A 21,260-nucleotide genomic window follows, 5' to 3' on the forward strand; every position below is an offset into this window, starting at 1 on the left:
ATTGTTGTCTCTCCTCAGCACTCGCTGACGGAGATGTGAACGTGCGCTAGCCTTAACCACTTAGGAAATTAGGTCAAGCGAAGTACACCCGTCAGCCACCTAGGCGCGGGTTTTTTGTTGCTCAAGCGGCATCTTCCCCACATTACAACTTCATATCTGCATCCTGTCTGAAAAGAGATGGCGCTGTGTCTAAAGCCATGTCTTCAACAGGGTCCGCTAACTCGCGCGTCGGTTCTCCGCGGACCAACTCGCCTTTAGGAGAGCCTCAAAATGCGGTATTTACACGGAAAACGTGCCTTTGCTTTTCTTCTTCTTTTTCTGGGTGTTGCGCTGTTCCCCTCACTCCTTCCTGCTCAAGTTACTGCATCAACAGGCGCGATTCAGGGCCTTGTCACTGATCCGAGCGGCAAGGTCGTCACACACGCCGAAGTCAAACTGACAAATCATTCTTTGCGTTTGGAGAAAACAGCAACCAGCAACTCTGAGGGAACATATGTATTCCCCGTATTGCCGCCGGCATCGGGCTATGAAGTGACGATAGAAACTTCAGGCTTTAGTCGTTACACCGCGACCAACCTTTCCGTCCGCGTTACGGAAAATACGGTTCTCAACATCAAGCTCCAAGTAGGTTCGGTGACTGAGCAGGTCACCGTGAGCGGAGGAGCACAGCAGGTCAACACAACGAATGCAACGCTAGGAGAGGTAGTCGGAACGCGCGTGATCACCGCGCTGCCACTGCCTTCGCGTAACGTATTCGATCTTGCAGCAACAGATGCAGGCGTCTACGAAAACTTTGACTCCCCCGCTTCGACCATCGCGCAAGGCGGCAATGCTGTTTACGTCGCCGGTCAGCGTGCAACAGCCAATGACTACAAGCTGAACGGCATTGAATCCACGAGCGTGGAGTTCCACACCCTCTCGGCCGGGTCGATTCCGATTCCCTCTCCCGATGCAGTTCAGGAGTTCCGCACCCAGACCAGTCTTTACGATGCGACCTCGGCTTATGGCTCGGGCGGCAGCATCAATTTGGTTACGCGCTCTGGCACGAGTAATTACCACGGCACGGTCTATGACTTCTTTCGAAACACGGTTCTCAACGCAAATGATTATTTTCTCAAGGCCCAGCAACTCATCAAAAACCAGAAAAACACGCCCCCTGTAATGCTTCAGAACCAGTTTGGCGGATCCTTCGGCGGCCCAGTGCCATTGCTACATAAGACTTTCTTCTTCGTGAACTATGAAGGTACGCGCCAAAAGAACGGCTCCACTGGTCTGTCTACGGGCAACCTTCCTGTCTTGCCCGCAACGCGCGATGCTGCCAGCCTCGCGGCAGCGTTCGGCGTTCCTGTGGGCGCAATTGATCCGGTCGCTCTAAAGCTGATCAACGCGCCGGGCCCTCTAGGCAGACCGCTTTTGCCTAGCGGCACCGGCACGTTAGGCACTTACGGTTCCTACGCAGCTTCCGGCGCAGTGATTCTTAATACGAATCAGGTGAGCTCACGCCTTGATCATGACTTCACCATCGCCGGTCACGACAATCATCTGGCTGTCGCATACTTCTACAACGACGGTATCTTCATCAACCCTTCCGGCCTGGGCGGCAGCCCCGGACAAGCATACGATTACCCGCTTGCCAACAAGAATCTGTCCATCATCGATACGCATACTTTCAGCAGCAAGCTCGTGAATGAAGCCGTCTACGGATTCAACTGGGAGAAGCGTGACATCGAAGCTTACGGTCGGGGTGTCGAGCTTTCAGATGTGGGCATGACACGCTTCAACTCCAGCTACTACAACCTGCTGCCGGCCTTCAGCTTCAGTGACACCTCGCTGGGCGTGTTCGGCTACGGAGGTAACATCGGCCGTCGTCAGCACACAGCGGCAATCAATTTCCGCGACACTGCTTCCTTGGACTTGAACAAAAACACCCTGCGATTCGGCTTCGAATCCATCTGGGAGCAGTTCAATGAATCCCCCCAGACCAACGCGGGCGGTACGATTCAATTCCAGCCATACTTTGCGGACATCCTATACGGCAAGCCAACCAATACCAAGCAGGATACTGCCTTCCGAGACTTCCTGATTGGCGCCCCTTACCAGACCACGGGCACCAGCGGCGAACAGAACTATCACATCCGGGCGACCGATCTTGGTGCTTTCTTACAAGACGACTATCGTTTCACGCGACGCCTGACCTTGAATCTGGGTGTTCGTTACGACCATCTCGGGAACCCGACAGAGACGCATAACTTCCTGGCAAACTTTGATCCCTCCTTGCTATCTACGGCTACACTGGAGTCCGGCGGCGCAGGCCTGCAACAAGGCTTTTTGCTTGCAGGAAAGAACGGCGTCTCTGCCACGACTCTCGGGGAGAACAATGGCAACTTCTCCCCGCGTGTCGGCTTTGCCTATGACGTGTTTGGGAACGGTAAACTAGCCGTGCATGGCGGGTTCGGACTCTATTACCAGTCGGCCGACGACGAACAGTCTCAACTCGTCAACAACATACCCTTCAATCAAAACGCAACGCAGTCCAACTACCAGGTCGGAACAGTAACCGGTATCGGTGGCACCAATACCGGAACGGTAACCGGCCTAGGGAATCCCACTCCAACCTTGCCGTTGCCCTCCGCTTTCCCAATCTTCCCCACGTTCAAGACGCAGATCGGGGTAACAGCCTCAGGCGCTCCCCAGTACCTCACAGACCCAGGCACCGGCTTGGTCGCTGGGATCTCGCCATCGGTGTATAGCGTCCAACGCAACAATAGGATGCCGTACTCAGAAAACTTCAACCTCACTGCCCAGTATGCCTTCGCACGCGACTGGACTTTAGCGGTTGGTTATCTCGAGACTAACGGTGTTCGTCAGTCTGCAGGACAGAACCCCAACAATGCTCTCTTTATAAACGCTACTTCTCCGGGGCGCTTCGGACTCACGACCAATACCTCAGCAAATCGTGAGTCGCGCGTACCCATCGCCGGAATCCTGTCAACGAGCTACGCCACCCTCATCAACGAAGCGTTCTCGTCTTACAACGCCCTTCTTGTGACTGTCACCCATCAACTGAGCCGCGGTTTCCTGATCAAAACGGCTTACACCCATTCCAAGAGCATAGATAACTTCCCCGCAGGAAACAGCAATGGCCCCGGGACATTCGGTGGAGGATCGGTTGGAAACCAGTTCCTCCTCGGATTGAACAAGGGAACTTCGGAGCAGGATGTTCCCAACCGTCTCGTAGTAACCTACGTCTGGGACCTTCCCGGGTTTCGAAGCCATCATGTGCTTGACGCCGCCCTGGGCCACTGGTCTCTTTCAGGAATTACCACCTATCAGGATGGACTTCCGGGAACGGTCATCCAGACCATTGGCTCGACTTCTCTCACGGGAACATCCGGATATGGTCTTGTTACCGGAGCGTTGCGGCAGCCAGGATCGCCACAGAGCAATTACAACGCCTCAACGGGTGCAATTCAGTATTTGAACTTTGCTGCGGCAACAGTACAGCCCCTCCTCGCGAATACCACGATCGGTTCTACGACGCCTCAGGGTACGCCTGGGTCAGGCACCTATCCCATTGGTGCTAGTGGCGGACGAATGATTGGAAAGCCTGAAATCGGTGTCTTCAGAGCACCCTTCCAGAATCGCTGGGATGCGACACTGTCCAAAAACTTCCCCGTGAAGTCTTTTGGCGAAGGCGGCAATGTGGAGTTCCGGGCTGAAGCTTTCAAGCTGTGGAACAACACGATCTTCAATGCGCCGAATTCAACAGCAGGGGCCACTACCTTCGGTCAAATCACAAGCACGGTAGACAGTACGGGAAGACAACTTCAGTTTGCGGTGAAAGTTTCTTTCTAAACAGATAACTCGCTGTCTTGATGGCCGATTCGAGCTGATCTCGGATCGGCCATAGAACTCCCGAGTAAAACCGGTGAGCGGCCGTCGATCATTGGTTAGATTTTGCGACGGGAGCAGTGGTCTCCTCATCTGCCGAGGACAGGGTCGCGCAAGATCTTTTTTAGGTCTGAGATGCACGGCGTAGCGGCGAGAGCCCAACCCTAAAAGAAGCTCAATGCCGTATTCCCAATTTTCAAATCTTTTGTCTTGCAAAAGTGCCCGGCGCGGTATCCGAAGCGTCATTCACAATTTGCGTGTGAATGCGTTTTTGCCTGCCGGTTTTCTGCAAACGGACTTTAGTAGCACGGTGGCGGTGCCATCGACGTCACACTCGGTTGAGAGATCCAGGAAGTTAGGCTGCAGATGTCTACTGACGAAGCAACAATAGCCGTCAAAAGATCGAATCACGTATGGCTCGGGAGCTTCAAGTTCGAAAAATCAGATAGCATTGGCCACCGTTGAAAGACAAGCATTGAATGATCAATAGAATTTTGGATTTCACCTTTCCACTTTGCCCATGAGAATCCCGCATTTTTCTAAACGCTTTGAGATCTTGCCTGGCTCTGTTCACGGAAAGAACTCAACTTGGCCACCGCACTCAGCTTGTGATCTGGTGACAGGTGGGCGTAACGAGTCGTCATGCTGATGTCTTTGTGACCGGCCAATTCCTGAACGGTTCTGATGTCTACCCCAGCCATCACCAGGCGAGAGATGTATGTGTGGCGGAAGACATGCCAAGTCACGTCAACAAGTTGTTTGTTCTGCTTTATGGCATCTTCCATGACTAGACGGAACCATGCCCTTGGGTTCTCCATTGGCTCACCGTACCGAGTCAGGAAAACTCTTGGCGTGTGCGGCACTCGTCTGGCTTGGCATACCCTTAATGCCTCAACCGCCTCTTTGCTCAAGATTACCACGCGGCTCGATCCGTTCTTCGTAGCGACAAGCTGAATTTGTTGGCGATTCAAATGCACATCGGGCCATTCTAAGGAGTGCTGCTCAGAAAGCCGCATGCCCGTCTCTACCGCGACCGTAAAGTCGGGTTCGTGGACTGGGCAACGCCTTCGGATGATGCTCCGAATCTGCGCCTCCTCTTCAAACGTGATAAATCTAAGGCGGGCATTGTTCTCTTTTCGAAGGCGAACCAGTCGAGCAGGGTTCGCGGTCACTTTTCCGTTCCGTATACCCTCCGCGAAGATCATCGACATGGTGGAGCGATATCTGTTGATGCTCGCTGGCTTGAGATCAGTTCGTGTGCTGAAGTATGCCGAGATGGTCTGAGGGGTGATCTCTTCGGCCTTCATCTTGCCAAATACGGGGAGCAAACTGCTCAGATTCGAGATGTCCCCACGGTGGCTCTTTTTGTGGGCCTTGCTGTACTCCATCGCGTCCTTGGCAAGCTCCTCAAATAAGACAGCTCTCTTGGCCTTGAGCGAGTCGGGGAGCTTAACGCCCATTCGCGCGTCGTTCTTGCGCTTGCTGTAGAGGTCGGAAGCCGCTTTGCGGGTTCCTACTTTCTCGCGGTGACGTTTTCCGTCAACGTAGTAGTTGACCCACCAAATGCCGCTATCAGGGGGGTGCTCGAAGACGCCACGAAGGGGCTTCGGAGCCTGTCTGCCACGTTTCGACGGCTGTCCATCAGAAGTGTTTGGTGGCTGTTTTAGTGGCTGTTTGTCTTCGTATTTGCTGCGATTCACTGCAACTGTCTGCGCCATAGAATAAGTATACAACTCATTGACATAAATGGACTTATTTCATTCCTGTGCAGCGTATTGCAACCCCCTGCAATACCCCCATTTTCCGACTCTTAATCGACTGGTCGTAGGTTCGATCCCTACCGCGTCCACCAATAATATCAATGAGTTAGCTCCTTAGTGATGAGGGGATTTTCTTCGGTTATGGGGAGAATTATGGGGACACACTTAAAAGCTCGACAGTAACGTACTTGTCTCAGTGAAGCTGCTATGCTTGCCTTCGATGAAGCCATTTGCGGTCAGTCGACTACGGCTAGATAGGGCCATCGAACATGGCAGATCTCTCGCCCATATTTGGAATGGGATTCCTGCCGAACACTTTTTTGGAATTCGGGTTAAGTTCGGTGCGCGCACTGGACACGGAAGGATTGAAGTAGTCGGCGTCGGAGCAATCCCGGATGAGTTTTCTTTGCTTCTTGGTGAGCATCTATACCAGCTCCGATCCGCCCTAGATACTTGCATTTACCAAGCGGTTATCTATGCGACTGGCAAGAATCCGCCTCCAGATGAGCAAAAGTTAGAATTTCCTATCTGCGCCGATCTAATAGAATTCCAGAAACAAGCAAAACGCAGGCTTTCATACTTGCCGCAAGACTTGCAAAATGCCATTGAAAAGATTCAGCCATACAATATCTCGCCGTCTATGCCACCAGGGGAGATCATGGAGAGCCTAAATCGTTCGCTTGGCATCTTGAACGACCTAGCACGCAAGGATCGACATCGAACGTTGCACATCGTTGGTGCTTGGCCTTACCACTTCAATCCTCAATTCTCGGTTCTTCTGCGTGGCGTGAGCGTGCACGATCTGCTAATCATGCCGCCGGGCATTCTGGAAGAAAACAGCGTACTAGCAACCTTTCGACTTGAGGGCTACACGCCCGGTATGGATATCCAAGTCAATCCCCAGCTCCGAACCAAGGTCGGATGCAATCAGTCATTAGAGAAAAACCATTAACTCGAAAATACCATCGTTCTCTTTCTTTCGGATAACGGGCATCTGCCGAAGAGAAAATAGGCAAAGGTGCTCAGGAAAATCCAGAAGACTCTCAACCCGGAGGCCCGAAGTCCTTTACGAGTTATCGAACTCCGTGGGCTAATCTTTCGGATACACCCATTCAGATGTTCAAGCACTACACCGATGAAGGAGGAATCGCTACGCCGCTGATCGCATGGTCCCCCAAATATGTCTCGCGGGAAAATGCTCTGGAGCACACACCGGCACATGTGATGGATCTTCATCCGACGTTGCTTCGGCTAGCTGGAGGAACATATCCTGAAATTTTAAAAGCCAGCCAGCCGTTCCCTTGGCTGGGGAAGATTTATGGCCCTTAGTGCTTGGCCGAAAGAGACAGTCGTCAAGAAAGCTCTTTTGGGAACACTCTGGAAATCGCGCATTCCGTGACGGGGACTGGAAAATTATTTCTCGCTTTAAGGGGTCATGGTCACTTTACAATTTAGTCTCAGATCGCACTGAACTGAATGACCTGGCTGCGAAAGACCCGGAACGCCTCAATCGCATGGCGTCCCAATGGCAGGAATGGGCCGATCATACCGGAGTTCTTCCTTGGGAGTAGATACGTAAAAAGACGCGAGCATCGACTAAGCATCTGTCGAGTTCCCCTGCCCCAAATACATCTCCTGATATCGAGTGTCGCGAAACGATGCTCCACGGCACCCCGAGTAGTCCAGCGCCAGGGCAGGCTCTCCACTACGACAGAGAGCCTGCCGATGACTCGGCGATTCTTACCCTTGTTCGCGTTACTTTGTACTCTTGGCGGCGGTGATGAATTCGTCCTTGTGCGCAGTTGCCCACTCTCTCAGGGTCAATGCAGGCCTTCCGAGAATGTTCGGAAACGTCATCACGGATGCTGCCAATATTGCCCATGCGTCCGTCAATTACCTGGCGCATGAACTCCCCTCCACCCTCGGCGTACCAGGGCTCAACCTGGACTTCCGACGACTGGAAGAGCTTCTTGAAGTCATCCGCTCCCTGGATATTGCACTTGATGTCGCGACCGGTGAGGCACTATGGGACAAGTACTGCACGGGAGTGCCCGAACGACAGCGGCAGATAAGTGGAGAGATCAAATACCGTCTGGAGACAAGTCGGGGCGATGAGTTTCTTGGCACCAAGGACGACGTTATAGAGACGTTCTCAAGGTTCAATCGGAAGCTACTGAAGGAAGGCTACCAGCGTAGGGGATTTAGACCGGGCACGGACCCCGATTTTCAGTCTCTGTGATAACGATCTTTCTATTTAGAGCGGTCCAATAAAGGAGACGTGAATGCCATCGATGAACGATCCCGCCAAAGAACTCCATCGTACTGATTCGGAGGAATCGCCTCCATGTCAAATCAGCGCAGAAGCATTTCTCCTGGCCGAATATGGTGCTCTGCGTCGAGAAATTGAGTTGGTAATTAAGGACATAGGCGATTATCTTCGCTATGCAATTTTGTCATCGGGAGCCATATGGCATGGCTGCTTTCACGGCCAAAGGCAGTCTCACCACAAGCGAACCTCTCATATATTGGCTTTTTCGTCCCCTTGTGGCTTTCGTTTTGCTTTTTTCTTCAGACCCGTGTTTTGAGGCATAAAGTCTTCAAACTGGCCAGCTACATTCTCAGAATTGAAGCAGCTTCTCAAATGGCGAAGCAGTTCGGATGGGAAACACAGTTGGCGAGTGGCAATATTAAGCGTGCCGGCGTGCAACGATGGGAGAACACTATCTGGCTCATCCTCTGTGGAGCAAACGCGATTGGAGCAGTGTTAGTCCTTCTGCTGCTTTAGCGCTGATTGCGGGCAGCATGTTTTTTACCCATGCCTCAACCTCTGCACCAAACTTACAACGCCATCGAGTACGCCACACCCGCATGGGTAATTGGGCTTTTACTTAACACTCTTCACCATATCTAACAGCCATAAATCGCACAGTAGCTTATTGCGCACGGCCTGATCGAGAGCCGTTTGTGTCATTGCCTGATCTCCTCAAAGGTCGATGCTTGATGTAGGTTCACATTTCTGACCGAGAAGAGGAGAAGATGGACACCAAAACTAGCCTTCATCTGATAAACTCATTTATATCGTTGCGTTGGAGCTTTTGACGGCCAGTTGGTATCCAAAATGGTCAAAAAGTAGGCTCAAAGCAATGAAGCGGTAGAACAGAGCAAACAGACCGAAAGCTGCGAACTCTCTGATTCTATGTGACGTATATCCAAGTGTCTGAAAAGACTCGTGGGGACGTAGCTCAGTTGGTTAGAGCGCTGCCCTGTCACGGCAGAGGTCGCGGGTTCGAGCCCCGTCGTCCCCGCCATAAACCTAAGAAAATAAATGGTTTATGGCACAGTGACAATCTTAGTTATTCCCCGCGAGGGTGCTGAAGGGTGCTGAGAGATTCCGGCACCTTTTTTGCTGCCTTCCAGCATCAACGGTTCCCGTTGCGAGGGTGCTGGCGAGGGTGCTGAAATTCTTGCCTTTCCGGCTTCAATCACCATCTCCATCACTTTGTTGTTGGCATCCCGTTTCGTCTCGGAGATTGCTCGCGTGTAGATGTCGAGCGTGATCCGAGAGTTTGCGTGACGCAGGAGTTCCTGGGCTGTCTTCAGGTCCGCACCAGACGCTCTCAGGTTGGTTGCCAGAGAGTGCCGGAAGCTGTGCCATCCGATCACCTTGCCGATGATCTTCGCCCGCAGCAGAGCCGGACGGATGACTTTCTTGAGCACCATGTCGGGCGTAATCGGCTGTTTCCCCTCTTTCCGATTTGATGGAAAGAGGAAGTCGTCATCGCCGTTATGCTTGGACTCCTTACGCCACTCATTCAGGCATTCGACCACGGATGAATGCAACGGGACCGGCCTACGGCTGGCTTCGGTTTTCGTGTCTCCGAAGTGATTCCGAACACAGGAGCGAAGGACATTGACCTGAATCAACAGCGGGTCGATATCTCTCCATGTCAGCGCGATGAGTTCGGAGCGCCGTAGTCCTGTGCTGCCCGCCACCATCACCATCGCCTTTTCACGGAGCGGCAGCTCCGCAATCAACGCCGACAACTCAGCGGGCGAGAGCACGTCCGGTTCCCGTAGCCGTTTGGCAGAGGCCCGGACTTTGGTGATAGGATTCCGATGTATCCATTCATGCCGGATGCCATGATTGAACAACGCCGACATAATGTTGCGGATCTTGCTTCGTGTTGCTGGAGCGTAAGGCAGAGAGTGTAACCACTGCTCGACTTCCACGGTACGAACATCCGATAACGAAGCATTACCCCATTTGGGAACAACGTGATTCGATAGATAGATCGACGTTGACTCAATCGTTGCGAAGGCTTTTTTATCGGCTGTCAGTTCGTGTTTCCGATAGTGGGCTGCGAGTTCGGAGACCGTTTGTGGGACTCTTACCTCGACGTTGATGTTGGCGCGAAAGTCGGCCACGGCCTTTTCCGCATCCCGGCGTAGTGGCATATCTGTCACTTTGCCGAGAACGCGCTTTTTGTACTTGCGTGTACCGTTGGTGTCGTCATACCAGCGAAACACCCATACGTCCGGCCCGCTTTTGCGCTTCTGTTTCAAAAGACTTCCTTGTTGGAAACGGCTCATGCTGTTCTCCTTGCATGAGCGCTGATGGCTATATTTATGGTACTCGCCGGTGGCCGTTTTTTCTCTGTTTCTCTTGCCTCGACCCACGCCAATAGTTCGTGCTCACGAAACCGCCACAGCTTCCGTTTTCCCTCGCCTAGCGGGTGCGCGGGAACGTAGCCGATACGCGCCCAACGAACCAGCGTCCGCTTGTCCATCCGAAGAATCTGAGCGGCCTCCTGAGCATCCAGAAGATGATGTTCCATAGGTTCGACTCCGAAGCCGCAACTTTGCTTCCCTCACGCCCGGTTTGGGGTTGAACCACAGCTCCCATCCCGGTCGCTTGTTTAGCGTTGCAACTCAGAGTCATCATGTTTGGCTCTACGCCTCGCGTCCAATGAAATTTTGAGCGACCGTCATTCCTTTTTGGAATGACGGTGCCTCTTGCGCGCTCTCATCTCGCTGCCAATGGACGCGATTGAGGATTACAATTACCTGCATTGAGCGGATGATTTTATCCGTATTGAAGTGTTTGCTGTCCTTCCCAGAATCCACGGCCTGGAGGATAGGCATGGTCTTACCGGAGATTCGATTGCTGCAAGCCGCTATCGTGCTTGCGGAGGAATTGCACTTCTCACGGGCTGCGGACAGGCTGAATATGAGCCAGTCCGCGCTCAGCAAGCAGATTCTGAAATTGGAGCGCGAGATCGGTTTTCAGGTCTTTCGGCATAATCATCAAGCGGCAGAGTTAACCGACGCGGGCCGGGTGTTTATAGCCGAGGCGAAAGAAGTCATCGTTCACGCCGAAAGGTCCATCTTGTCTGCGCGAGCAGTCCTGGATGGACCTCTCGATGTTCTGAACATCGGCAAGTCGTCCTATACCGATCCGTTCTTGGTCTCGGCACTCCTATCCATCCGGCTTCCGCTCTTTCCGGATCTCAAAATTAAGCTGTGGAGCAATTTTTCACACGAACTTGCGCAGCAGGTGATGGTGGGGACACTTGATCTTGCCCTGATAACCGGCATTCCCCCAAAGCCGAAGCTGAGCGTGATGAACATCACGAACAATCCCTACTACATCGTTATGACGATGGATGATGATCTTGCCGGGCATCGTGAAATTCGTCTGGAGCAGATGAAAACCCGCAACTGGATCATTCTTGGGCAACACGCAAACGTTCATCTCTACGACGCGATTCATTCCGTAGCTTCAGATAGAGGGGTGCATCCTTCCGATGTTTACCATTTCACGAGCCCCGAGGAGGCATCGGAGCTGGTTCGTGAGCATGGCGGGTTGGCATTCCTTTCACGAGTTGCCGCCTGGAGAATCGCCCGCGATGGCCTTACCATGCGCCCTCTAACGGAAGATCGTCTTCGTCTCATCACGAGCCTCGCGGTACATGTGGATAGCAAGTCTCGGCTTGTAAATGAGTTTGTCAAAGCCGCAGGCAAGAAATTTGGCGGCATCGGTCAAAGGACACAGGGCAGGCTGCCACTCACAGGCTGAATCATTGATCGGCTCGTGGTTCAGCTTCGGATGTGTCTATTTCGCGGATTTCAATATTCAGTGGCCCCTCGATTCCGCACTTCGGGCAGAGATAAATTCCCGTTGTATGTGGCCGCCCTTCAAATTCTTCCCGGCGAAATACGCTGCCGCAGTGGACGCATACGTGGAAGTGAATCAACGTCATCCCTTGCTTATTTGTATTCTCTGTCATGACCGAACCTCAGTTCAACCTCAGCGGGAGAAGGATCAGGTGTTTTCGCCCGGCTGATGATTCGGGCGATCACTGCGGCCATCAGCAGCATGATCGCGGTGCCAGCGACAAAGACGGTTACGAAGGCAATGTCGAACGCCGTCTTAGCCTGAGCAATCAATTTCATCGCTGCATCACCAGACAAGTGTTGGGCGAGCAGCAGTGCCTGATCGAGGCTGTCCCTGGCAAGCGCTGGGGCGGGGACTCCCTGCGGCAGTACGAGAGCCTTCGTATAGGTAAAAGACAGAATGCTACCGAGGATGGTAATGCCAAGCACACCGCCGAGTTCGTAGGCGACGCCTTCGATGGCGCCGGCCATGCCGGCTTTATCTTCTGGAGCGTTGATCATGATGGCGGTTGAGGCCATCGCTGAACCTACACCTACGCCAAATCCCAAGATGACAAAGCTTGCGACTTGCTCGACAGCGCTGCTGTTACGGAAGACAGCGTAGCCGATCAGGCCGACCGCAGACACGATGAGACTTGTCCAGAGTGCCCGACCGACGCCGAGCTTGTGGAGCACGAACCCATTGAGGGAACCTGCGACAAATGCCGAGATCGAGATTGGCAGCATGAACAGGGCCGCATGAAACGCCGAATACCCGCTTACAAGCTGTAACCGCTGCGTGAGCGCAAGCTGTACGCCTGCACCAGCCAAGGTTCCGGTCATCGCTGTCAATACACCGGCTGTGAAGCATCCGTTGCCGAATAGCGAGAAGTCAATCATCGGGGTTGGGGAACGGTTCTGCCGCCTCACGAAGATGACCATAACCGTCATGCCGATGACACCCGCGAAAGTGGCTCCGAGCAATTTTGCTCCCGGTCTTGCGACCTCCATCAGCGCATAGACCAGGCTAACCATTGCGACCATGGCGAGTAGTGAGTTTAGAAGGTCGAGCCGCCGATCTGGGTTCCCCTTTCCAGCGGGCACTACGAATGGAGTAAAGATAAGTGCCATTACGACCACGGGCACGTTAATCAGGAAGACCGAACCCCACCAGAAATGGCTGAGTAAAGCTCCACCGATCAGCGGGCCGATTGCAACACCGCCTGAAAAGACAGCAGCCCAGATACCGATTGCTTGCCCGCGTTCTCTGTCGGTAGTAAATGTCAGCCGCAGAAGAGAAAGCGTCGCTGGCATCATCATGGATGCGCCCACACCAAGAAAGGCCCGCGCCGCGATTAGGACGCTCGAAGAAGGGGCGTAAGCCGCAATCAGAGAAGCAGAGGCAAAAGCAGTCAGCCCCCAGAGAAAGACTCGGCGATGCCCAATCCGGTCGCCAAGCACACCCATAGTTGGAAGCAGACCCGCCATGACAAGCGGAAATGTGTCGACGATCCAAAGTTTTTGACTGCTGTCGGCGGCAAGATCGTGGGTCAGCCGCGGTAAAGCGATATACAGCACAGTCATGTCAATGCTGATGAGAAAGAGAGCGGTCGAAACGATGACCAGCACGAGCCATTTATTGTTGCTAAGCATGATTCACCTGAGGTGTAACGGTTATAAGGTGCATGGTCTGCACAAACGCGGTTGTAACCAGTGGAGGCTCCCAGATTGATCGAAGGGCCTCGTTCCTGGTCCTTGGGTCGATCTAGAACTTAACGGTGATGCCTGGATAAAACGACTTCTCCACGCAGGATCCCGCGCCCAGGCCCATGCAGACCGGGCTGGCATTGTGGTCGAAGCCATACTTGTTTTTCCAATATCGATACGCGACCCACACGTCGAGCCTATGTGTGCGCTTCGGGCCCCAGAACGCCTTACCGGAATCGAAAATCAGACGGACCGGCTCGCTATCGATCTCAGTTTTTGTCGGGTTGTTAGGCAGAGGTGAATTCTCTCCGCCTTTCGGACCATAGAAATTGGCGCGGCCGCGAACACCAAAATATTGCATTTTCGCTGGCAGAAAATCGAGGTCCATGTAGTACGAAGTCTCAACTGCCCAGGTGCCTGTGTACGCGATATCGCCATCAGCGAGACAAGTCACACCCCGAATGCCACCGACATCGCATTGCGCGTAAGCGTTGTGATTTGCTTCCTTGTAGTAGAGAGGACTGACATTTAGGAAGCCTTTGTAGGGCAAGTCGAATGCGAACTGCAGTCCAGCGACAACATCATGTTTGTAAGCGCTCGAATAACGATCTTCCCTTTGCACATCACCACCGATTAGGAGCGAGACGTCACGCAATGGTCTCTTGGAGAATGTTGTTGTGCCAAGGATTTCATTGAAGCCCAAAGTGCTTCGGAAGAAACCATAGATTTCCGCAGCGCCCGAACAGCCTGTCGTTGGACCAGTCGGCGAAAGACAAGGAGCTGCCGGGTCCGCATGATCTGATTTCAGCAAATCGACGATGACAAGATTCGTGCCGTAGCGCCAGATATCAACATGAGAAAACTCGAAAATCTGCTTGGCCGTCTTGTTGGTGACGCCTGGTTGTGTTGCGGTGGATTGATAGGCGAAGGTAGCGCGGTTATCGACTAAAAGCAAGAAGGGCAAATTGTCATCAGGTTTCGCCTGATCCGAAGTGCTTGTCGTATCCGATGCGCTAGCGAAACCCGTCGTAGCGATCACCACAAGAAACGTAATGGTTGCGACAGGTCGACGCCCGATGCTTTTCACTCGTCGTGCAACGACCGCCAAATCCAGCGCACATCTCAGGACGCGGTTCACACATATGTTTGCGAGCGATGCAATCACTACGCCTGCCTCAATGAGGAAAAGACCCGTGCTAGTCCAGAGCAGGGCGCTAAGGAGAATATTCTGTTTCGAGATGGCCACGCGCACATCCTTCTCGTCGGGATGCACCGTGAACGCGAAAACAGCCACGTTATGCGCATTCCCGACTGTTGGTCAGGTTGCGCCGTGGCTGTGAAGAGATCATCTGAGGGATGACCGCGGGAGATACCATCCCGCTACTCTATTTTCGGCAAGATCGATAATACTTGATATCGGCTGCGTTTTCAAGCTGCGCTGCCAATTCTTTGCCGTCGCTCTGCAAGACGCACTCAATCGGTTCCGCGCTATTTCAACGTCTTTCTTGGCAGCTTAATCTAGCCGTTCTCTTTAATTGAGGGAAAGGTGCAGGAGGAGGAACTTGACTCCTGCCGCGCAGCCGGCGAGCGAAGGCCGGACCCAGGCGGGCAGAGGGTTCAGGGAGAAACCAGCACGGGTTCTCCCTGCGCGATTTGGGCGCAAGAAACGAGGGACGGCGAAGCGCCGCCCCTCGATGAATGGAGAGCTATGCCACTCTCTTTGCGGCGTTCGCGGCGGGCTGTGCCGTCTTCTTTATCTTTTCCTTCGCAGTGAACTCCTTCCGCACCTTGGCAGATATGGCTTCGGTATCCACTTTGTAGACGGTGGCGGCAGCCTTGAGGATGGACGCTGGGTTGCCGCGCGAGGCCGCCAGAAGGATGCTCGACTCTACCAGCAGCCGGGAGAGCGTGCCTTCATCGGCGCGGCGAAGGAACGCACTGAACGTCTTTGCAATGCCTCCGTCGTCGCGCTTCTGCCGGATGCCATACTGCCGCGCCAGCATCTCCATGCGGTTCTCGTCCATGAGGCTGACCAGCTTCTCAAGGATGAACAGCAGGTCACGTTTCATGAGGCGAACCGGGACGGCGGTGCCGATGGCGGCGAGGACGCGAAGGCCGGTCGCATTGGCGACGGCCTGCTCCTTCCGCTGCTTCTCCTGCTCCGCCTTCCACTTCTCATCGTTGCGGCTGGTTTGCTGCTTCGGATGGTGGACAGGGCAGGACGGGTTCGCGCACACCTTATGGATGGTGCCGACATCTGAGCCTTCGGTGATGATGGCCTCAGTAGTGAACTTGCACGCCTTGTACTCAGGCCGCTTCGCATCGTCCTTCGACTTCGGCTTGTCGTCCCGAATGGCGGTGTACGTGTTGCGCGGCAATACAGGGCTACCTTCTTTCTGTCCACCGTAGGCGGTGCTGATCTGTACCAGCTCCGGTTTCGCGGCGATGGTTTTGGCAACATGCGCCGATACCTTAGCGCCGTAGCATCCGGGGTCGGTGCAGCGGTCGCCCTGCCTGCCGAGGTCATCGCCGAACAGCAGTTTGTTGTGGCCTGTACGCTTGGGGCAGTCGGCACACCTCCCAGCGGCGGGAACAAGCTCGGCATCCCGCTTGTTGAACGGCGCATCTTTGAGGACTAGCAGGATATTGCTGTCAATCCAGAATTGCAGGTTGCGAACGGGCAGCAGGATACGCGCTGGCTTCGATGCTCCATTGTTGTATACCTCCTTGAAACATGCCTTGAGAGCGGGTTCCTGTTGGTCAGCCGGTAGCTTCGACAGTAAAACCGCGTGTCCTACGCCGATCTCATCGGCATAGAACGCATCAACCGCTGCCGGAACGAGGTCAGTCAATTTCAACCTCGAAGCCACGAAGACGGCACTCTTGCCCACCTTCGCGGCGATCTGCTCGATGCTGTACTTTGGTTCCTCCAAGTCCAGCAAGGCGCGGAAGCCCTGCGCTTCTTCGAGCGGGTGAACGTCTTTCCGTTGCAGGTTTTCAACGATGGACATTTCGACGGCCTGAGCATCGGAGAGATTGACGATGCGAACGGGCACGGTCGGAACTTCGGCCATCTGCGCGGCGCGATACCGCCGCGCTCCGGCGACAATCTCGAAACCGTTCTCGGTGAGAGGCCGGACAAGCAAGGGAGAGAGAACGCCCTGGGCACGGATTGATTCCGCCAATTCCTTCAAAGCGGTTTCCTCGAAGGTGCGTCGAGGGTTGGTCTTCGACTCATTCAACAGAGCAAGAGACACGTTGCGGTATTCGGTGGCGTTGATGACGGTGGTTTCCATGATGACAGGCTCCTTTCGAGCGGTTGAGGGTGAAGGTCACGGAGCGGCACACGTCGGGCACACCGCTCCAAGGTGGAGCGGACTAGCCGCGAATGCACTTGTCCGTAAAAGCCTCTGCGAAACCCTGCAATCGCAGGTTGTTGTCCCATGACTTTGCGAAACGCTGGTGCTGCTCGTGCAAAGCAATCAGGTGGACATAGTTGCCGCGCACGATATTCCGGCTCCACTGCTCCACACCGGCATAATCGTTGCGGTAGTAGAACGCGGAGAGATGCGCTCCCCCGGCAAGGCCAAGCTCAAAGCACATCTCCGGGTCGCGCATAGCATCGCCGTTCTGTTCGCCATAGTGACAAACGGAGATAGAAGGAAGTCCCATCGGGCCGGACTCGTCCATCGCTTCGATGACAAGCTCCATGTAGGGCGGGTTGTCGATCTTGAGGTAGAGGCCGGGGTGCCACCCTCCGGCCTTCTGGATGATTTGAAGGATGGTCTGCATCACGCCACCTTCGCCAGTTCTGCATCGGCCATCGTCGCGGTTGCGGACGATTCCAAGGCGGCAAGGATGACAGCGGAGGTCTGCTGAATCACTTCTAGACTTTCGGCCAACAGTGAAGCGTTGCCGTGATAAAGCTGGATGTAATCGGCGGATGCGGTTCCGGTTTCGAGTCCTACGGCTTTGCCGATGACAAAGGCGATAGCTTCGGCCTCCGTCTCGCGTACCGTCTTCGTCGTTGCTGTTCGCCGCTCGGCCTTGTGCAACATCTCATGCGCCAACTCGTGAACAAGCGTGCTGAACTCTTCGGCCTTCGCCTGACCGGGCAGGATGGCGATGCGTCCGCCGTAGCTCATGCCGAGTGCCGGGGCGATGCGCTCGGTAAAGACAAGCTCGATGCCCTGCTGCTCGATAAAGGCAATCAGCTTATCCCGGTTCTCGCCCACGTCGCCGCTGATCTCCCGCAACTCGGGAAGTTCCGCGCCTTCGGTCTGCGAAACATCGAAGACATAGGCGGAACGGAACCCCACCAATACCGCCGTGTTCTGTTTGGTAATGTCCTTGTTAGCTTCCTCGTCTTTCTTGCGGCGAACGCCGATGATGGGAGCAAGGATGCGGATGCCCTTCTCGCCCTTCTTGACGCTGCGGCCAAGCTCCTTCCACTTCCAGAACCCGGCTACTCTCATCGCGTCCGGGCGCTGTCGTGCGATTTCGAGAATGTTGCCGAGGCTGTAGTTGTGAAAGCGGCTCATCGCGTTCAGATAAGCCGTGAGTGCATCGCTGTGTCCTGCCTCTAGCTGCTCGATGAGGCTCTGAACGTTGGCGGCGACTACTTCTTTCGCCGTCTTGGGCTGGTTGTTGTTGCTGGTGGTGGCTGTGTTGCTCATGGCGTCTGCTCCTTTGGTCGGCTTTTGCTTTTGCACGTCCGCGTTGAAACGCGGCATGTACATGCCGAACGCCTCCTGGCGAAGGCGGGGGTAGCAAGGCGCAACGGGGAGGGGTCTCCCCATCCTTGGAGCGGAGGCTTTAGCTGGAGCGGAAAGGACGGAGCGCAGCGGAGGTCTGCACAAGCGAAGCGCGGAAGATTGGGGAAGCTCCTTGCGCCGCGCGATCGGGGCAGCGCCCCTTAGCGAGGCTTGTCTTCCTTATGCGTGCGCGTCAGCACACATGATTTTTCAGGGTCGCGTTGCGGCAGGAACAGGCCGCAGAGGTGGGAAGCGGAGAACGCAAAGCGGTCGCAGCGCGGGAGGAGACCCTCCCGCAACTCAGCGCGATGTTTTAGCGAGACACAGAGAGCGTGGAGTAATCCTTGAGAAGACGGGGATGCCCACCTTCGTTGCGCGTCACCTTGGCTTCCAGTGCGGTGGAAGTTTTCAAACAGGAAGAGAACACGGTGCCATCGGAAAACTCGATGCAGATTTCCGGGCCGTCGATCGTGTCCTCATAGATGGTGAAGTTACTCACGACTTTCCCTACGAATTCTTTACAGACCATCATTTTGAGTTCCTTTCTGGTTCCACTTTATTGACCTGGTAGGTCAATGGGAGAAGACCGCGCGTTCTAAGTTCAGGATCGCAATGCGGGTCGAACCACTGTTCTGCCTCAACTTGCCCAAACCAAGATCGACCGTACCTGGGAAATCTTGGCTTCTTCTATGCGGCCTCGATTTTTGGAGATTATCACACTCATCGTGTGTAGACTCATAGTGGTCAAGGACGAAGCATTGTGAAGTGCCCAAGCCTTCGACTAAATCTCTCTTTGGAATGGCCATCCGCGCATTGCGCGAAGAGCGCGGCTATTCTCAAGAAGAGTTGGCGGAGCGGGCCGGTCTGCACCGCAACTACGTGGGTGGTGTGGAGCGAGGTGAGCGCAACGTTGCTCTGGAAAACATCGTTAAACTGGCTGGCGCGCTATCCGTGCGCACTAAAGATCTCTTCGATTCTTTACCCTAAGCCTTCCATCTGTTAGAACGCTCCTCTAACCTCTGTGCTGTTGGAATGATCTTGATCGATGTGAGCAAGCTGGCCGCGCTTTCAGTCAAGTCGCCCACCAGATAGAAACACAATGCACATCGGCGTGCGCTCTTCATCAGCACATCCGTTTGGTCATTCTTCGGTGCGGCCTTTCGCGCCATGGCTATATCTCGTTATCGATCATTCGCCTTTGATCCTGATGCCAGATCGTACTTCATCAGGCCGCATTCCTCTAAAAGTTGAATCAACTTCGGCATGTTGATTAGTTCAAGCCCCGACTGTGTTGCGAACTCTTTGGCCTGATTAGTGAAGTCTGATGTGGTGATGAATATCCCTTTGATGGCTCTATCGGCCATAACCGCCCCGTAGAAGTCCCTGACCTCCGAAGCCCCCACCATGTTCCCGTCGCTGTATCTTTTGCACTGAAAGAGATACCGGCCACCGATGAACGGTTTGTCGAGTGTGGCGATGAGATCAATGCCGCCGTCTCCTGTTGTGGCCGTCATTTCGGCCTGGAAGCCCATTACAGTGAGCAGCTCCTTGATGACGTGTTCGAATTCCTGACCGGATAAAGCATGGATGCTGGAAATGGCGCTTGGTCTCGTGGCACTCGGGGCCTTAATACGCAGACGGGCGAAAGCAATCAGCATTTCCTCTTTTGTTATCTGGGGGCGGTTGGTGGTTTTGATTTGATCGATGACGCCACATAGCCGCCGAAATTGGTAAAGCATTGTGTCGGTGCGACCGCCGCTAATGCTGACCACAAGCTCAGACGCATCGCGGTCGAGGGCAATCTGGTCCTTCCACGCTGTCTCCTCAAGCAGCTCGATAAGGCCCTCGGTCGTGGCTGGCTCAACCGCGAAGACGTTTTCGATAACGCGCAGCAACGGGGCGGGACATTCGTATTTGCTTTGGCACGAACCAATCAGAGTCGTCGTAGATATATCCATCTTGTGGTTTCGAGCGGATGGACCTAAGCCGATGACAACTTCATATTCACCGTGAGGCAGGTCGTGTTCAAGCTTTTCGACGAATGGCTTCTTCAGCGATTGAATGTTGCTTATGTATACGACGCCGCCTGCCGTTAGGGCGAGGGTGAGGTCGCCCTGTGCAGCAATCCTCGCAGCATCGACTTTGGTGAACCTGACGCCTACGTGCTGTGCGAACTCTTCGGCCACGTCCAAACGACGAGCTTCATCAGCACCGATTAAAAGAAAATGAGGTGGCGGAATTTTGTGGGTTCGGTAGGCATCAACGAATTGTTGTAGAGACACGTTCTGATCGTTCATTTGGGGAGACCCAGTATCGCAGAGATTTAGCCGAACAGGCCCCCTTGGGCTGGAACATCGCATGGCGGCTCGATGGAAACAGGACTGACAAGATGCAGTTCGGTCTCCTCGGCCGGAAGCACTCGGAGCAGATGCACTGGTGGTCGCTCTGTGGGCGTGAGCCATTCTTCGTAATCACGAGGCTCAAGGATGACCGGCTGGCGATCATGGATGGGCTGCATCTTGGCGTTTGGATCGGTGGTGAAGACTGAAAACGTATCTTCCCATTGTTCTGTCTTCGGGTTCTTCCATGGCGCCCAAAGACCTGCGAAGCCGATGATGTCTCGTCCTGGCACGCTGATCTCGTATTTCGGTTTCTTTTGGCCCTTTGATACTTGCTGCCATTCAATGAAAGCAGAGGCAGGGACTATGCACCGGCGCTGCTCGAAGCGTTCTTTCCAGAATTTCGATGTCATGACGTTTTCGGAGCGGGTATTGAATAGCAGACGGCTGGGCAGCTTGAACCCCCAGCGCATGAGTTCGATCCGGCGTTCGCCTTTGGGACTGATGGAGACGACCGGCTGCACGGAGCCGGGCGCAATGTCGTCCTCTGGTGCAAGGTCGAGTTCTTCGAGACTCGCGCTGACATCGAAGGCATCCGCGATGCGTTGCTTGTCGGATTTGCGACGGTAGCGGCCACACATCAACCTAGTGTATTC

Annotated in this window: 18 protein-coding genes and 1 tRNA gene; 8 read left to right on the forward strand and 11 right to left on the reverse strand. The window is 54.2% G+C overall.

The features are described 5' to 3' along the window. Positions 1 to 270: 270 nt before the first annotated feature. Positions 271 to 3,855 (forward strand): TonB-dependent receptor, encoded by a 3,585-nt coding sequence (locus tag GSQ81_RS08425; protein WP_158910338.1) that lies wholly within the window; start codon positions 271 to 273, stop codon positions 3,853 to 3,855. 575 nt (positions 3,856 to 4,430) lie between these two features. Here the strand turns inward: GSQ81_RS08425 and GSQ81_RS20260 are convergent. Then, positions 4,431 to 5,609 (reverse strand): site-specific integrase, encoded by a 1,179-nt coding sequence (locus tag GSQ81_RS20260; protein WP_216846403.1) that lies wholly within the window; start codon positions 5,607 to 5,609, stop codon positions 4,431 to 4,433. A gap of 262 nt (positions 5,610 to 5,871) precedes the next feature. Here GSQ81_RS20260 and GSQ81_RS08435 point away from each other — a divergent pair, with 262 nt between their 5' ends. The 5 genes from GSQ81_RS08435 (at position 5,872) to GSQ81_RS08455 (ending at position 8,959) form a co-directional block, all read left to right on the forward strand. After that, positions 5,872 to 6,603, forward strand: coding sequence for a hypothetical protein (locus GSQ81_RS08435; protein ID WP_158910341.1), 732 nt, complete (start codon positions 5,872 to 5,874; stop codon positions 6,601 to 6,603). Between the two features lie 164 nt (positions 6,604 to 6,767). Then, entirely contained in the window at positions 6,768 to 6,980 is a 213-nt protein-coding gene (locus tag GSQ81_RS08440) for a sulfatase-like hydrolase/transferase (protein ID WP_158910342.1), read from the forward strand. Between the two features lie 511 nt (positions 6,981 to 7,491). Continuing rightward, complete coding sequence (locus GSQ81_RS08445; RefSeq protein WP_158910343.1) at positions 7,492 to 7,890, forward strand: hypothetical protein; 399 nt, start codon at positions 7,492 to 7,494, stop codon at positions 7,888 to 7,890. 228 nt (positions 7,891 to 8,118) lie between these two features. After that, on the forward strand, positions 8,119 to 8,436 hold the full coding sequence (locus tag GSQ81_RS08450) for a hypothetical protein (RefSeq protein WP_158910344.1): 318 nt from the start codon (positions 8,119 to 8,121) through the stop codon (positions 8,434 to 8,436). A gap of 446 nt (positions 8,437 to 8,882) precedes the next feature. Further along, a tRNA-Asp gene (locus GSQ81_RS08455) sits at positions 8,883 to 8,959 on the forward strand. A 22-nt stretch (positions 8,960 to 8,981) separates the two neighbouring features. Here GSQ81_RS08455 and GSQ81_RS08460 read toward each other — a convergent pair. Continuing rightward, positions 8,982 to 10,241: a site-specific integrase gene (locus GSQ81_RS08460; protein ID WP_158910345.1), complete on the reverse strand. Its 1,260-nt coding sequence runs from the start codon at positions 10,239 to 10,241 to the stop codon at positions 8,982 to 8,984. Next, positions 10,238 to 10,486: a helix-turn-helix domain-containing protein gene (locus tag GSQ81_RS08465; protein ID WP_158910346.1), complete on the reverse strand. Its 249-nt coding sequence runs from the start codon at positions 10,484 to 10,486 to the stop codon at positions 10,238 to 10,240. The genes GSQ81_RS08460 and GSQ81_RS08465 overlap by 4 nt, the downstream gene beginning before the upstream one ends. Positions 10,487 to 10,791: 305 nt before the next feature. On the opposite strand from GSQ81_RS08465, the gene GSQ81_RS08470 reads away from it, so the two are divergent. Further along, positions 10,792 to 11,727, forward strand: coding sequence for a LysR family transcriptional regulator (locus GSQ81_RS08470; RefSeq protein WP_158910347.1), 936 nt, complete (start codon positions 10,792 to 10,794; stop codon positions 11,725 to 11,727). A 191-nt stretch (positions 11,728 to 11,918) separates the two neighbouring features. On the opposite strand, the gene GSQ81_RS08475 is transcribed toward GSQ81_RS08470, so the two are convergent. From GSQ81_RS08475 to GSQ81_RS08500, 6 genes are all read right to left on the reverse strand, one after another. After that, entirely contained in the window at positions 11,919 to 13,457 is a 1,539-nt protein-coding gene (locus GSQ81_RS08475) for an MFS transporter (RefSeq protein WP_158910349.1), read from the reverse strand. Positions 13,458 to 13,569: 112 nt separating this feature from the next. After that, positions 13,570 to 14,805 carry a hypothetical protein gene (locus GSQ81_RS08480; protein WP_216846404.1) on the reverse strand — a complete coding sequence of 412 codons (1,236 nt, stop codon included), beginning with the start codon at positions 14,803 to 14,805 and terminating at the stop codon, positions 13,570 to 13,572. A gap of 412 nt (positions 14,806 to 15,217) precedes the next feature. Next, positions 15,218 to 16,807 carry a ParB/RepB/Spo0J family partition protein gene (locus GSQ81_RS08485; RefSeq protein ID WP_158910350.1) on the reverse strand — a complete coding sequence of 530 codons (1,590 nt, stop codon included), beginning with the start codon at positions 16,805 to 16,807 and terminating at the stop codon, positions 15,218 to 15,220. Between the two features lie 82 nt (positions 16,808 to 16,889). Next, the gene (locus GSQ81_RS08490; RefSeq protein ID WP_158910351.1) at positions 16,890 to 17,303 is read right to left on the reverse strand and encodes a hypothetical protein; all 414 of its coding nucleotides are present in this window, start codon (positions 17,301 to 17,303) and stop codon (positions 16,890 to 16,892) included. Beyond that, a complete protein-coding gene (locus GSQ81_RS08495; protein ID WP_158912129.1) occupies positions 17,303 to 18,187 on the reverse strand; it encodes an ArdC family protein in 885 nt (294 codons plus the stop codon). The genes GSQ81_RS08490 and GSQ81_RS08495 overlap by 1 nt, the downstream gene beginning before the upstream one ends. Positions 18,188 to 18,578: 391 nt before the next feature. Beyond that, a complete protein-coding gene (locus GSQ81_RS08500) occupies positions 18,579 to 18,764 on the reverse strand; it encodes a hypothetical protein (RefSeq protein ID WP_158910352.1) in 186 nt (61 codons plus the stop codon). Between the two features lie 299 nt (positions 18,765 to 19,063). Between GSQ81_RS08500 and GSQ81_RS08505 the strand changes: the two genes are divergently transcribed. Next, complete coding sequence (locus GSQ81_RS08505) at positions 19,064 to 19,252, forward strand: helix-turn-helix domain-containing protein (protein WP_158910353.1); 189 nt, start codon at positions 19,064 to 19,066, stop codon at positions 19,250 to 19,252. Positions 19,253 to 19,446: 194 nt separating this feature from the next. On the opposite strand, the gene GSQ81_RS08510 is transcribed toward GSQ81_RS08505, so the two are convergent. Continuing rightward, positions 19,447 to 20,562, reverse strand: a complete 1,116-nt coding sequence (locus tag GSQ81_RS08510; RefSeq protein WP_158910354.1) for a restriction endonuclease — start codon at positions 20,560 to 20,562, stop codon at positions 19,447 to 19,449. A gap of 26 nt (positions 20,563 to 20,588) precedes the next feature. Further along, positions 20,589 to 21,245, reverse strand: coding sequence for an SOS response-associated peptidase (locus GSQ81_RS08515; RefSeq protein ID WP_158910355.1), 657 nt, complete (start codon positions 21,243 to 21,245; stop codon positions 20,589 to 20,591). Positions 21,246 to 21,260 lie beyond the last annotated feature (15 nt).

The sequence above is a fragment of the Granulicella sp. L56 genome (assembly GCF_009765835.1).
In the GTDB taxonomy this organism is placed as follows: domain Bacteria; phylum Acidobacteriota; class Terriglobia; order Terriglobales; family Acidobacteriaceae; genus Edaphobacter.